Annotated in this window: 10 protein-coding genes; all 10 read left to right on the forward strand. The window is 39.5% G+C overall.

Annotation, left to right across the window (positions count from 1 at the left end):
- Window positions 1-9: 9 nt before the first annotated feature.
- The 10 genes from EZ437_RS04185 (at window position 10) to EZ437_RS04230 (ending at window position 15,151) form a co-directional block, all read left to right on the forward strand.
- Window positions 10-1,107, forward strand: a complete 1,098-nt coding sequence (locus EZ437_RS04185) for a helix-turn-helix domain-containing protein (protein ID WP_131593537.1) — start codon at window positions 10-12, stop codon at window positions 1,105-1,107.
- 183 nt (window positions 1,108-1,290) lie between these two features.
- Window positions 1,291-1,866 (forward strand): RNA polymerase sigma factor, encoded by a 576-nt coding sequence (locus EZ437_RS04190; protein ID WP_165500339.1) that lies wholly within the window; start codon window positions 1,291-1,293, stop codon window positions 1,864-1,866.
- A 95-nt stretch (window positions 1,867-1,961) separates the two neighbouring features.
- Window positions 1,962-3,110: a FecR family protein gene (locus EZ437_RS04195; RefSeq protein ID WP_131593541.1), complete on the forward strand. Its 1,149-nt coding sequence runs from the start codon at window positions 1,962-1,964 to the stop codon at window positions 3,108-3,110.
- A 316-nt stretch (window positions 3,111-3,426) separates the two neighbouring features.
- Window positions 3,427-6,999: a SusC/RagA family TonB-linked outer membrane protein gene (locus tag EZ437_RS04200; protein WP_205942637.1), complete on the forward strand. Its 3,573-nt coding sequence runs from the start codon at window positions 3,427-3,429 to the stop codon at window positions 6,997-6,999.
- A 13-nt stretch (window positions 7,000-7,012) separates the two neighbouring features.
- Window positions 7,013-8,578 (forward strand): RagB/SusD family nutrient uptake outer membrane protein, encoded by a 1,566-nt coding sequence (locus tag EZ437_RS04205; protein ID WP_165500340.1) that lies wholly within the window; start codon window positions 7,013-7,015, stop codon window positions 8,576-8,578.
- Window positions 8,579-8,602: 24 nt separating this feature from the next.
- On the forward strand, window positions 8,603-9,541 hold the full coding sequence (locus EZ437_RS04210; RefSeq protein WP_131593546.1) for a hypothetical protein: 939 nt from the start codon (window positions 8,603-8,605) through the stop codon (window positions 9,539-9,541).
- A gap of 63 nt (window positions 9,542-9,604) precedes the next feature.
- Window positions 9,605-10,765, forward strand: a complete 1,161-nt coding sequence (locus tag EZ437_RS04215) for a thioredoxin family protein (RefSeq protein ID WP_131593548.1) — start codon at window positions 9,605-9,607, stop codon at window positions 10,763-10,765.
- A gap of 19 nt (window positions 10,766-10,784) precedes the next feature.
- Window positions 10,785-11,927: a thioredoxin family protein gene (locus EZ437_RS04220; protein ID WP_131593550.1), complete on the forward strand. Its 1,143-nt coding sequence runs from the start codon at window positions 10,785-10,787 to the stop codon at window positions 11,925-11,927.
- Window positions 11,928-11,943: 16 nt separating this feature from the next.
- The gene (locus EZ437_RS04225) at window positions 11,944-13,032 is read left to right on the forward strand and encodes a thioredoxin family protein (protein ID WP_165500341.1); all 1,089 of its coding nucleotides are present in this window, start codon (window positions 11,944-11,946) and stop codon (window positions 13,030-13,032) included.
- Between the two features lie 4 nt (window positions 13,033-13,036).
- A complete protein-coding gene (locus EZ437_RS04230) occupies window positions 13,037-15,151 on the forward strand; it encodes a S9 family peptidase (protein ID WP_131593555.1) in 2,115 nt (704 codons plus the stop codon).
- Window positions 15,152-15,170 lie beyond the last annotated feature (19 nt).

Here is a 15,170-nt window from a genome sequence, read left to right on the forward strand (position 1 = left end):
CACAGGTGAGTGAATATTTATAAAATTATTATTACGCAAATTAGTGCATGCAAACAAAAGATATTATCGCATTTAGGTCAATTTGTATGGCAAAACATTCATTTAATTACAGGGACTTACCATAATTCGAACCAAAAGTCAATGTTGGTTGCAATACGCTTTGCCACTGATGTCATCACATTTCGAAATGAATCTAAATCTGTAACTTTACATCAAATTTGTTTTGATATGGATGATATTATCACTTTACCACACACCATTTTGGAGATGTGCAATCATCCAGACAATCCGCTATTTCTTTATCGCCACATCTCTAACAAACCATCGCTTAAAAACAAGATTCTTTTAAAACAGAATCTAATCAGTCTGCTTTGTAGCGGGGAAAAAGTACTAAATCATGCAAACCAAACAATCAGCATATGTCCTGATCAATTTGTAATACTTTCCGCATGTAATTGTCTAATGACAGAAAAACTATCCTCGGATCATAGTTACCAGAGTATTTTGTTTTTCTTTGACAATGATTCACTATCGAAATTTCTACTGAAATACCGGATGGTGTTTAATGAAATAAAAGGAAAATTTCATGAACAACAATCACCCATTATAGTATTGGATAAAGACGATTTTATCAAAAATTACACCCTTTCCTTGTCACTAATGATAAATAAAGATAAGTTGTCCATTCCGATTGATATGATTGAGTTAAAGTTCGAGGAACTATTGCTATATATTCTACGAACATATCCTCAAAGATTTCTATCATTTTGTTCAGCAGTCCAAAAAGAAAAAGCAGATTTTGAACTCAAGAGCGTAGTTGAACAACATATCACCAGTCAGGTTACAGTCGAAGACTTGGCGTTTTTATGTAATACAAGCGTATCTACCTTTAAGCGTAGATTTTTTAAGATGTTTGGAAGCTCACCAAATCAATATTTTAAGAAGCGGAAGATGGAAATCGCCTCGAATTTGTTATTGCGAAATTTAGATCCAAGTGAAATATTCTATCAGGTAGGCTATGAGAGCCATTCCAGTTTTTCACAAACTTTCAAGCAGGTATTTGGCATTAGCCCTAAAAAATTTCAGCGAGAAAATTTGAAGCGTTGAATATTTCATTTTGGTAGATGGGACAGGTAAAATACTCTGGCTTTCGAATTGGTTGGATTATTCAGTATTTAATGGCTTTTTTGCCACTAAAAATAATATAGTGCTAGAAAAACCATTTATTTGTAATAAATTCCGCAATTAATCGTTGGGATGGTCAAAAATTCGTTGCTAAAGCGATCATTAATGCCTGAATATTCAATTTTGTCCGACAAAGAACTCGTTAAGCATATTGCTAGTGGGGATAAAATTGCTTTTTCCGCACTTTACAGACGTCATTGGAAGGAGCTATTTGGTACAGCTTCCAGGGTATTGCGTTCAGAAGATCAGGCGGAAGATGTGGTTCAGGATGTATTTCTTTCTTTATGGGACAGACGTACTTCTGTTGATATCACAGGAAATGTACTCGCATATTTGCACACGGGCATCAAATACAGGTCTTTAAATATTATCCAGAAGAATGTTTTTGAGCGAGATTATGTTCAGCTTTTAGTGGAAACAATTGAGCGCTCTGAACAGTGGAATGCACAGGAGTTGCTGCAATTAAAAGAGCTTCAACAATCAGTCAATCTAGTAATTGGCAGAATGCCGACAAAGATGAGAGCAGTTTATCAATTAAGCCGTGATAAATATTTTACTCATCAGCAGATTGCTGATGAGCTAGGGATTTCGAAAGAAACAGTCAAGAAACATATTCAGCATGCCCTGCAAATGCTGAAGGAAGCCATCGGCCCCGCCTTATTGCTTTTGCTTTTAAAGTGATATATGTTAAGCCTACATTGATTTATTAAAATATTTTCATTTTTATTTACCCCCTAAGCCAGAGATGGTTGACATATAGTTGTAATCGGGAAAAAATGGGCTCAGTATATATAAGAGAGTTAATCAGAAAATACAACAATGAGGAAGCAAGCGCGGCTGAGCGGCTGATTGTTGAAACCTGGTATGATAACTTGAATTCCACTGGTGTTTTTAATGATGAAAACGCGAATTCTCAGAAAATGGAGCAGATGGAAGCACGTCTGCTTGCAAGGATCGATAAGGGGCCAATCGTTAGGAGAATTCCTTTTAGCTATAGCAAGCTAATTGCGTTCGCTGCTGCTATCATTGTTTTAATCTCCATTTCTGTTTTGTTTTTGCACAACTATTCGATGAATAGCGTTAATGTGGCTAAAAAAAATGTAATTGTTCCCGGGGCCAATAAGGCATTTCTTGTTTTGGGGAACGGGAAGCGTATTGATTTAGACAGCACATCAACTGGACTTATTGCTAAAAGTGCTGGTGTGGCAATAAATGTGGGAGCTACTGGTAAAATCGTTTACAATGGTAGAGCCAATGTAGTTGAAATGAATAGCCTTAGTACACCAAAAGGAGGAATGTATCAGGTGGTTTTACCGGATGGCTCTACAGTCATGCTGAATTCATCTTCTGTGTTGACCTTTCCAAATTTGTTCAAAGGCGATAGCAGATCGGTAAAACTATCCGGTGAAGGATATTTTGAAGTGGCTGAAAATAAGGACCAACCTTTTTACGTCGAAGCAAATGGCGTTAACATTCGGGTGTACGGTACAGGTTTCAACGTTATGGCCTACCCTGAGGAACAGTTCGTCAAAACAACATTGGTTCACGGATCGGTTAGGGTCGGTAATAATAGTGTGATGAGTATGCTGCTGCCCGGTCAGCAGGCATTGATGGATGCTAAGGAGAAAAAGATTCAGATCAGACGTCCTAGTTTAGAGGAAGTTTTAGCTTGGAAAAATTGGGAATTTCGGTTTGAAGGGGCAGATATCACGGCAATTCTTCGACAGATTTCAAGATGGTACGATGTGGACGTCATTTATAAAGGAGCTGTTAGTGATCACCGGTTTTATGGTGTGATACCGAAGAAAAGTAATGCCAATGATCTATTTGAGATATTAGAGGAAACAAGACAAGTACATTTTGAAATCCAAGGCAGAAAGGTTATTGTAATTAATGGACCGCGTGAGGAGAAAAACAACCAATAAACAAATAATATATATGAATAAATTTTACAAATAATTACATGAGAAAACCAAACATTCCACCAGAACCAATTGTCGAAATCAGCGTAAATAAAAAAACCGGGAGTAATTCGACCTACCCCCGGATATTATTTTGATTTACGTTTTAAATCAGACTACTAAACCATCATTTAACTTAAACCAAAGACTTACCAAAAGTATGGAACTTACTTTTATTATCAAAGGGCTATTTTGCCCTCCGGACAGTTGCTGCCCACAGCAAAGGTCAGAAACTGAACTGATTCGGAACAATCATTTTGCTAAAAAAATCCTGCGGATCATGAAAATTACAGTTGCGTTGTTATTTTTCTTTCTATTGAATTCAAATGCAAAGTCATACTCACAAACAATCACCTACAAAGGTAATAACGTTACACTAAACAAGTTGTTTGACGTAATTAAGAAACAGACAGGGTTTAGTTTCGTAGTAGACCAGGCCCTGCTGAATTATACGACCTCCGTAAATCTGAAGGTCGTGAACGCCCCACTAAAAGAAGTCCTTGATCTGGCGTTAGGTAAACAAGGAATCAGCTATTCAATTTTACACAACACGATAGTTGTCAATGTGGATGAGGAGAAAGTGGGTCTTCAAGATGTCAGGTCAGTTCTGATAACAGGTGCAGTATTGGACAAAGAGAAAAATCCGATTCCGGGAGTTTCCGTAAGGTCTAAAAGTAATTCTGCGCTGCAAACTGTTACAGACAAAGATGGCCGTTTTGCGATCCGGTTAGAAAATGCGGATGATATATTGGTATTTAGTTATATCGGATTTGAGACACTGGAGATTGAACTAAAAGGGTTATTGGTGCTGGAGGTTATGCTTAAGGAAAAAGCAAGTGCATTGGACGAAGTAGTCATTTCTACCGGTTATCAGGACATTAAAAGAAAAGACTTGCCTGGTGAAGTCCAGTCGCTTAAGGTTGCCGATATTTTAACACCTGGGATCAACCGTCTGGATCAGTTACTGGAAGGGCGGGTTACCGGATTGACCTTTATGCAGAATTCAGGTCAGGTCGGTGCAGCACCTAGGCTTCGGATTCGGGGGACATCGACTATTTTAGGAAATCAGGAGCCTTTATGGGTGTTGGATGGAATAGTACTGACTGACCCGGTTAACGTTGATCCGGCTCAAATTAATAACCTGGATTTTGTTAATTTGCTAAGTAACTCAATATCCGGATTAAATCCGGATGATATTGATCAGATAGACATTCTCAAGGACGCCTCAGCAACAGCTATTTATGGTGCGCGTGCGGCAAATGGTGTGATTGTAATTACCACTAAACGTGGTAAGCAAGGTCCTCCGGTTTTTTCTTATTCTGCTGCAGGTACTTTCACCCAGCGTCCACATTATTCTGACAGATCAGTTTTTGTCATGAATTCAAAAGATCGTGTGGACGTTTCCAGGGAAATGATAGAGCGTAAAATGGTCTACCAAAACTTGACGATTCCAACAGGATATGAAGCCGCCGTTCAGGATTACTATGCGGGTAAAATTGATTACACAGAGTTTCAGAGGCTGGTTTCCCTGTATGAAACAACCAATACGGACTGGTTTGATGTCATTACCAGAGATGTTTTGTCGACCAAGCATACTTTGAGCATTTCTGGCGGAGATCCGGCAGTTAGGTACTACGGATCATTGGGATACAATAATGAGCAAGGAACCATCAACGGTGAAAGTTTGAACGGTTATACTACTAATGTTGGGATTAATGCCAATTTGAAAAAGTTCACACTTCAGTTTGGTTTAAATGCGAATACAGGAACCTCAAAGTATATTCCAACAGAGGTGGGTGCATTAAACTATGCATATAATACGAGCAGAGCAATACCAGCTTTGAATCCAGATGGCAGTCCCTATTTTTATCAGCGCAACAACGATTACAGTATGTCGTATTTGTACAATGTTCAGGAGGATATGGATAACGCGTCAAAGCTGACGAGGTTCTCAACAGCGATGTTAACTTCCAAGTTGGGTTACCAGATTTATCGGGATTTAGGGATTTCGGCAACCATTTCCTATTCCACGGCAAGCACCAACGAAGAAACCTCATTTACTGAAAAGACATTTTACATTAAAAAGTTAACCAATGATGGTTTAAGTGCCAGCCTAGCCCCGTTGGGTGGAGAACTGAGGGAAGCATCTACGGTGAAAAATTCCTATACAGCCCGATTGCAGTCTGATTATAATAAATCGTTTGGATCGGCAGGCAAGCATCGTATTCAAGCCAGTGTGGGTGGAGAATTGTCTTCTACAAAGTATGATGGTTTCGCAATTACTCGAAGGGGTTATGCCCAAGACCGTGGGAAGACTTTTTATTCCATACCGACAACATTCGGGGCGTATTATAATCTGATCAACAATACACCACAATTTATGGGCATTGTTAATGAACAATTGACCAATATTCTTTCAGTTTATGCGGCCTCTACCTATAGTTATGATGAACGTTACTTAATTAGTGGAAGTATAAGGTCTGATGCTTCCAATCAATTTGGTCAACAGGCAAATAGTAGGTTTCAACCTATCTATGCAATTGCTGGGCGATGGAGTATTAAGAACGACTTATTAAAAGAGCTCAACTGGATAAATGACCTTGCTTTGAGAGCGTCTTATGGCTTTCAGGGAAATATGATTGATAACCAGACTTCACAACTGGTATTGCAGCGAAGTGCGAATAATGTAATTTATAATTCTTTGACTTCTACGGTTACCAATTTGCCAAATCCTGATTTAAGTCGTGAAAAAACAAGTTCGACTAACTTAGGCCTTGATTTTAGTTTGTTTGCCGGAAAGCTCAATGGTACGCTTTCTTATTTCTATAAAAAGACAACCGATGCTTTCCTGACCAAAGCGGTATCAGAAATCAATGGAGTAAACCAGTATGTTGTAAACCAGGGTGATTTAACTAACCAGGGCTTCGAAGTTTCATTAAGCTTCATGCCGGTAAATAATTCAATTGGAAAGGACGGCAAACGTGGGTTTAGCTGGAGAATAGATCCGCAACTAGGACAGGTTATTAATAAACTGATAACCGCTGCGGTAAGTAGTAAAACAAATTTAGTTCAGAATACGATCAATGTATCTAATCTGCTCAACGGAAATGTGCAGATTGCTGGTAAACCGCTTTATACTTTTTATTCTTTTAGATACCAGGGTTTAAGCAATGCAGATGGCTCTCCAATATTTTATAATACTGCAGACAGTTTAAAACTTTCCTATAACGGTCAGACACCAGCCGAGGTCTATTTTCAGGTATTGGACGAATCCGGTACCAGAATACCAATATTACAGGGTGGGATATCTAATTCCTTTGGGTACAGAAATTTCAGTCTCTCAACAAATTTCGCTTATAGCTTAGGTAACAAAGTACGGCTGCTCAAAATTGCTTCCTCATATGGCACTTCAAATTCAGGATCTACCATTACGCCATATCCTCAGCAGAACCTTCGCCAGGAATTTGTTGATCGCTGGAGAAAACCAGGTGACGAGAATTTTACCAATATACCTGGATTGAAAGTAAACCCTGTTAATGTCTCGCCATGGTGGAATGGTTTGCCTTACAGCTGGGCAACTGATGTTTATGAAATGTATGACAATTCTGATTTAAGGGTTGTAAGTGGAGACTACCTGAAGCTGCAGTCTGCGTCTTTCCGGTATAATCTTGAAAATAATCTGTGCAAGTCTCTTGGTCTGAAATCAGCTTATATAGGTCTTTCGGGAACCAACCTGTTTACGATTGCCCATAAAGATCTAAAAGGGCAGGACCCTGCGCAGTCTGGTCAAACGCCACAGATCAACTTATCAATACGTCCAACGTATTCATTTAATTTAAACGTGACTTTCTAACAAACATATGGTTATGAAAAAGATAACAATAGTATTGGTGCTGGCGGTGTTAACCCTTGGCTCCTGCAAAAAATTTCTCGAAGAATATTCTCAGAATCAGGTATATGCCAGTACGGCTAAGGATTTGGATGAATTGCTGATCGGGGAAGGATATATGTATAGTGGTAATCCTACCGATGTAATATCGAGTCCCGCAACTTTTCAGTTGGGCAATGAAACTTCGGAACCAAATTTCCCCTTTATACATGTAATGGACGACGATTCGGAAGAGTTTGTAGGTGGCAACATCGGACCTGAAAATAATGCCCCGAGAAATTCTTTGAGTGGCTTTCATCGCTGGCAGCCACGTCCATTTGTAAATGGATTGAATGTTTCTGTTCAGGATAACAACTGGAAGAGGTTTTACAAGAGTATCTCACGTATAAATGCGGTGATTGAACTTGCAGATGGACTGAGAGGCAAAGAAGATAATAATGCGTTAGATAAGATTGAAGGTGAAGCCAGGTTTTTAAGGGCAGGCTATTATTATTTGCTCGTAAATCTTTATGCAGTGCCTTTCAATAAGATGAATGCAGCTACTGATGAAGGTGTCCCAATGAAGTTGACTTCCAAAGTTGAAGATAAATTTTTTGTAAGGGAGTCTGTACAGACAATTTATGATCAGATTTTTAAGGATCTTGAAAGGGCAAAAATATGTTTACAAAACATGGTTTCTCCGAACCCATTACGTCCTAACTTATCTGCAGTGAATGGTTTTCTGAGCAGACTTTATCTTTATACGGAGCAATACGATTTGTGCGTCCAAGCCGCTGACAATGTGCTCAGCCAGGGAAGTTACACGTTGCTAAATTTAAATGGATTCACGGGAGCCAGTTTTACTTTCAGAGCGTCTCCTGAAACAATTTTCACCCAAGGAGGTTACAGCATGAATCAGATTCACGTTGGAGATTTTACAGCCCGTTTCTTCCCGGGCCTTGTTTCTGGTTACAAAGCTTCATCTGATCTTATTTCTAAATATAGTGCCGGTGATTTACGGAGAAATGTGTTTTTTAAGAACTCACAGATATATGGTCAGCCATTATGCCAGAAGCTGGCTACCCCAGCTAGTCAAACAAATTCAGTTTCTGACAATTTTCTCATTCGACTGCCCGAGATCTATTTAAACAAGGCAGAGGCTTTAGCAATACTTGGGCGTTCGGCAGAAGCACAGTCTGCCCTTCAAATTTTACGGGCTTCAAGGTTTGCCCCAGCTAATTTAACCGCAGTAAATAGTACCGGAGCTGATCTTGTAAACTATGTCCGGGATGAACGAAGGCGCGAACTTTGTTATGAAGGTCAGCGTTGGTTCGATCTACGCAGATATGCTGTCAATAGCTTGTTTCCTCTCAATATAACGATAAAGCACAATAAATACACTTACAGTACAACCACATTTAACACCTTTACTGAAGGTTATTTTGAACTTAGGCCTTTTTCGGAGGATATGTCAGCCTATGTATTACCCGTTCCGGATTATGCTATTGAGTTCAATCAAGGGAGTTTGAAGAACCTCGTGCGGCCGGAAAGATCCATTAAATAAGTATAACCACTAACAAGATTCTATATGAAACTATATGTCATATTATCAATAATTCTTACTATTTTTTTTACTTCATGTAAAAAGGAGGACGTACTCGAACCTTCTTTGATGGATAAAAACTTCCTTTCTGTAAAAGATAATCAAACTGATCCGGTAGATCATGAAATATATAATATTTATGTTCAATATGGTGTGCCTATTTTTTACAATGATACGGTGATTAGAGAACAACGCTTTGATGCATCAGGTAAACGTTTTATGTATTATGAAACCCTAGCTGTAAATTATGCACTTACGGGCACTACTTCCGCTGGAACGATCGCTCCACCACCAGATTACTATAAAATTCCGGATAGTAAAACTACATTATTGCCATTGATCGAGTTTATAAGGGATGAAGTAATCGCCAAGTTGCCAAAAGGGATTTACGTACCAAGCATATTATTGCTGGATTCATTGAAAAGCTTGTCTTCAGGGACGTTCGCCGTCAGGGGACTAAATACAGTTGGCATTAGTAAAGGGAAGGATTTCAGTTCGCTAAATGCAGTCAGTAAAAATACTTTAAGGGCAGCGGCACTACGTTCCATGGTAAGCACATTCATAAATTCTGATACAAATGCAGCTTGGCTTAGTTCTAATTTTTTAAACGTATCCCGTGCGTTTTATACCACTGCGGATCTTTACAGTTCTCCAAAGTCCCAGTTAGAATTGTCAAAGGTATATTTTGCTAACCCGGGGCTTAACAGGCCTGAGCAAATCGGTTTTTTGGGTAAGTATTCTGGTGAGGATTACGGCTTTCCAAGGACACCAACCCTCGCTCAGGATATCAACATGTATCTAGAAGCTGTATTTGCGAATACAACGGCAGAATTTACCCTTAAATATGGGACATACATTCCGGTTATGCTTAAATACAATAGAATGAAAGAAAAGCTGGTTGAAATCGGTTTTATATTTAATTAATTATGCCCCCGGGAGGATTCAACAGAACCGGGGGTTATCAAGACACCATCCCAAATATTTCAAATGATTAGAACCAAATTTATTATTCCCGCATTTTTTTTGTTGATCCTCTGGAGTTCTGTCCTAAAAGCGCAACGTAATGAGGGTATTCAGTTTTTCAAAGGAACTTACCAAGAGGCACTGAATAAGGCTGAAAAGGAGAACAAACTTATCTTTATGGACTGCTATACCAGCTGGTGTGTGCCTTGCAAAAAACTGGCCGCAGAAGTTTTTCCGAAGAGGGAAATAGGAGAGTTCTATAATACGAATTTCATCAATATCCAGATGGATATGGAAAAGGGAATTGGTATTGAACTAACAAAAAAATTCGGAGTTTCGGCCTATCCAACATTGCTGTTGATCAATTCCTCTGGCTATAAAGTGGATCAGATTGTAGGTTATTGGGAAGCGGATACCCTGTTGAGCTGGGCTGGCCGTGGCTTTAGCAAAAGGAAGGAAGTTACGCATGAAATGAAATTCGATAGTGGAGTAAGGGACGCCGAATTCATTTCGAGTTACTTCGGTACGTTGATAAAAGAGGGGCAGATTGATAAAGCGAGAACAGCTTTTCAAAAAATATTGTCTATAGAAGGCTTCAAGGCTTTAAGCCATCCTAAATATTTTCAATTGCTAAATTTAGTTGATTTTGACGATCCAGCGATCAGCTATGTCGCGCGGCACCAGGAGCAGTTCAATAAAATATTTACCAAAGATTCAGTGAGCCAAAAGCTCAGATCTGCCTTTGTTTCTGTTCGTCCGTTGAGTAAAATATTTCCTTTTACAATGCCAAGGGGATATAAAGAGCAGGCACATCAACAGTTGCTGAGCAAAATAGATGCACTCTATTTAGCTGACCGGGAGTTTATGGTCGCTGAGATTGAGGTATATGTATTATCTAAAACAGGCAGGTCCGAACAAGCGTTTCAAATCGCAGAGAAGGCTGTATTAAACGCTAAAGAGACCTGGAGGTATTTTGAGATGGCTTGTATGGTTAACTGGTGCTTTCTTAATCAAGAATACAGGATGAAAGCTGCTTCCTGGCTGGATACCGCTATTTCTTTGAGTACTGATCAGGTTTTTATTGCCGAGGCAAGAGCATTTGCGGATTCACTTCGCAGACCCATTTCTGATTCGCTTATTATTCCGACAGTAACTGTAATGGGAAGACGACTATACGGACTTTAAATTTACAATCTACCTATACATGAAAAAAATATTTCAAAAAGCATTTCTTGCAAGTATAATTATGCTATTCCTTCTGCGTACGGAGTTGAAAGCAGAGGGCATCGACTTTTTTAAAGGGACTTGGGAACAGGCACTTCAAAAGGCGAAGGCCGAGAAGAAATTAATCTTTCTCGATGGCTATACAACATGGTGTGTTCCTTGTGCAGAACTGTCGAAAACAGTATTCCCAAGAAAAGACATAGGGGACTTTTTTAATGCGCATTTTGTCAGCGTACAGATGGATATGGAAAAAGGAGTGGGTGTTAATCTTGCTAAAAGTTTTGAGATCTCTGCCTATCCTACTTTGGTGATCGCCAATTCCTCGGGTTTCAAAATATCGGATATCGTTGGGTTAAGGGCACCAGATGAATACCTCGATTGGGCAAAAAAATCGCTAACGTCAAGGGCAGAGGTTAATGATGATGAATTGCTGTCACAGGGTAAAATGGATGAGACCTTTATTAAAAAGTATTTTTTTAACCTTGTGAACGAGGGAAAGACCTTTAAAGCGAGATTGAAGTTGAATGAACTTTACCAGAATTATGGCCCTGTTTTATTCGAGAAAAAGTATTTCTATGACTTGCTGGCCCTTGCGGAGGTCGACTCACCATTGATGATGTATGTGGTGAGAAACCGGCCAGTGTTATATAAGCGATATGGGAAGGATGATGTAGACGCTAAGATCAGGGCGGTTTACATAAATAGTAAGTATCTCACCAACTTTCTTAGGATGCCTGCTTCAAAAGGTATTGACGAGCAACCTTTTATCGCTTATATTCAAAAAATGAGGGATCTGCAACTGCCTGATGTTGATTTCCTCGCTTCCGAGGTTGAGTTTTTTATGTGCTGTAAGCGAAGGGATTATGGTCGGGCAGTTGAAATCATAGAAAGAAGTTTAGATCGAGCTCCTGCATGGAAATACTACGATTTCTTACGTATGGCCAATTGGGAGTTTATTCGAAGTGAGCCCAGAGCCAGGATTCTCCCTTTGGCCAAAAAAGCACTTGATATGCCTGGAAATGAACCCTATCTGGAAGTCTTTAAAAAGATTTATGACGAACTCATGAACCGTGGGATGGGATCTTTCTATCCTTCTACGATGTTGATGGGGATTATTATATGACTGTAAAGGAATGATTATGAAGAGGTTTTTGTTAGCGATAACGCTTTATTTGGTTTATTTGGTGCCGGCTGAGGCTCAGGGAATAGTTTTTTTTGAGGGTAGTTGGGCTCAGGCTTTGGAGAAAGCTAAAGAAGAGAAGAAATTGGTGTTTCTGGATTGTTATACCGTTTGGTGTGCTCCATGTCTGGAAATGGCGAAGGAAACTTTCCCAAGGAAAGATGTAGGTGATTTTTTTAATCAATATTTTATTTCTGTCAAGGTCGATATGCAGAAAGGTGAAGGGCCGGTTTTGAAAGATAGGTATGCCGTGAATGGATATCCAACTATGATGTTTGTTAATGGAGATGGGTATCCGGTATCTACGATATACGGGAAACATAATGCTGAGGCGCTACTGAAATGGGCAAAGGACGTGAACAATGGGAGAATAGAGATATCACTAGAGCAGGAATTTAATGCGGGAAATAGATCAGAAGCATTAGTTGACAAATATTTTTTAAAAATTATCACGGATAAGCAGTTTGCTAAATTAGATTCTGTAATCAATTTGATGGCAAATGATAATGGAGATGAAATACTTTTGCAGGCTGCTTATTTCAATGCACTGAACTATTTACCTATTGACAGTAGGGCAGTACAGTATTTTACTTTAAATCACAAGAAATATGCGCAAAAATATGGGTCGGACATGACGCATAAGAAATTATCTGAAATTTATGTTTCTTATAAACAGCTCGCTACAATGTATGATACGAAACCACCCAGGTCGTTGCTGCAAGATGGGTATGAGAAATTGATTAACGGTTTTTATGAGCGAAAGCTACCTTATTCCGATTTTATGGTAGCCCAAGTTGATTTCTATATCGCGATGAGAAATCAGGATGATCTGCGTATCAAATCTATCGCAGAGAAAGCCTTAAAAAACGCATCCGCTTGGCAATACCTTTGTTTTGCCGACTTTAATACAAACCAGAATCCGATAAGAAACACTAGCATGGCAGAAATTTGGCTGATCAGGGCAATGGGTGAAGGTGATAGTGGGGTTTTTAAAGCAAAAGTGAAGGATATCGCTCAACGTTATTCGATAATAATTCCAGAAAGATAAGTCTATGCATTTAAAATTTTATCTGACACTTGGTTTAGCCATTTGTACGGGGATTGCTTTTGCCCAACGTTCAAGGAAGGTTGCGGAGCAATTCACGCTTGAGAACTCGACTTCACTGTTATATAGTACATCGGTTGTACCCAATTTTTTAAAGGACGGGGACAAGTTTTGGTATAGCTTTACCACCAAAGACGGGCAGAAGGAGTATTTAGTTGACCCGCATAAAAAGGAGAAAAAAATCCTTGTAGATAAACAAGTTATGTCCTTACCGCCAAGAGTATTTACACACGTTAGGCCGGATAGGAAGTTCTATCCTGCTGAATTCCGGGTTTCACCCGATAGTAATTATGTTCTTTATTCTAAAGGATACAATTTGTTTCTAAAAAAAGAACTTAAGCTGGATTCTCCCGTAAAGTTCACAGATACTTCTACCATCCAGCTAACGATGGATGGCTTTAAGGATTACAGCTATCAGGAACGTGACGGAGATACTTCGTCAGGTTATGCGTTACCAAAAGCGGTATGGGCCGCGGATGGTCATCACTTTTATATGTTGAGGAAAGATAGCCGAAGATTAAGCAAGATGACAATTGTCAATGGGCTGGCACCGGTACCTTACGGCAAGCAATATGTTTATGAGCTTCCGGGAGATGAACATGTTCCACAGTATGAGTTTTCAATCGGCGATGTTTCCAGAAAAGAATTGCTAAAAGTGGACATCAGTCGCTGGAAAGACCAAATGGTAGAGTTAAAAGGCGAAAGTAAAGATGGTAAGTGGGTTTATTTTACCAGGAAAAAGCGAACCAATGAGGAGATAGAGGTATGCGCGGTTTCTCTTGTTGATGGGAGCGTTAAGGTCTTGATTCACGAAATCAGTAAACCATACCTGAATGAACAGATGGCTTATTTATCATTTGTGAATAGTGACAGGGAGATCATTTGGTATTCTGAACGATCAGGTTTTGGACATCTTTATCTGTATGATCGTCAGGGTAAATTGAAAAATCAAATTACCAGGGGGGAATGGGTGGCCGGTCGGGTACTTCGGATAGATACAACCAAAAAAGAGCTTATCCTTGAAGGTTATGGAAGAGAGGTAGGATGCAATCCTTATTATGCGATGATCTATAAAGTAAAGTTTGACGGTTCAGGATTGAAATTATTAACACCGGAATTTGCCAATCACGAGATAAGATTTTTACCTTCTGGGAAGTATTTTGTAGATAACTTCTCGCGTGCTGATCTTGCTCCCCGTTCGTATCTAAAAAGTGTAGACGGAGCATTAAATATGAGACTTGAAGAAGCCGACCTGAGTAAGCTCATAGCTACTGGATGGAAAATGCCAGAGACATTTAGTATTAAAGCAGCGGATGGAAAAACTGATTTATACGGTGTTTTATGGAAACCGGTTGATTTTGATGAGCACCGAAAATATCCAATCATTTCTCATGTCTATCCCGGTCCGCAGTCTGAAGAATTAAATATCAGTTTCAGTGTAGATGGAAATTTCAATGCTTCACTTTCGCAATTGGGTTCAGTAGTTGTTACTATGGGACACCGTGGTGGGAGTCCTCAGCGTAGCAAGGCTTATCATACCTTCGGCTACAATAATCTCAGGGACTTTGCATTGGCCGATGATCGCCATGCGTTACTTGGACTTGCGGGTACTCATCGGTATTTAGATACCTCAAGGGTCGGAATTTTTGGTCATTCCGCAGGGGGAGCTATGGTGGTTACCGCGATGTGCACCTATCCGGACTTCTATAAAACAGGTGTTAGTGCATCGGGAAATCACGACAATACAATTTACAACCGGTGGTGGGGCGAGTCTCATCAAGGTGTTAGATTTTCCGGCGGCACCTTTCACTTTGATGTAAAAACAAATCTAACAATTGCCGATAAGCTAAAAGGCAAACTGATGCTGGTGAGCGGTGATGCGGATGATAATGTAAATCCTGTGCATACTATGAGGATGGTGGATGCATTAATCAATGCGGACAAGGATTTTGAATTGGTGATGTTACCGGGACAAGGGCATTTTTACTTTGGTAAACCGAAGTTGTATTTTGAGAGGAAGATGTGGGACTGGTTTGAAAGAAACCTTATAGACATAAAATAACTTAGTTTAGGTATATAAT

The sequence above is a fragment of the Pedobacter psychroterrae genome (assembly GCF_004331695.1).
Lineage (GTDB): Bacteria > Bacteroidota > Bacteroidia > Sphingobacteriales > Sphingobacteriaceae > Pedobacter > Pedobacter psychroterrae.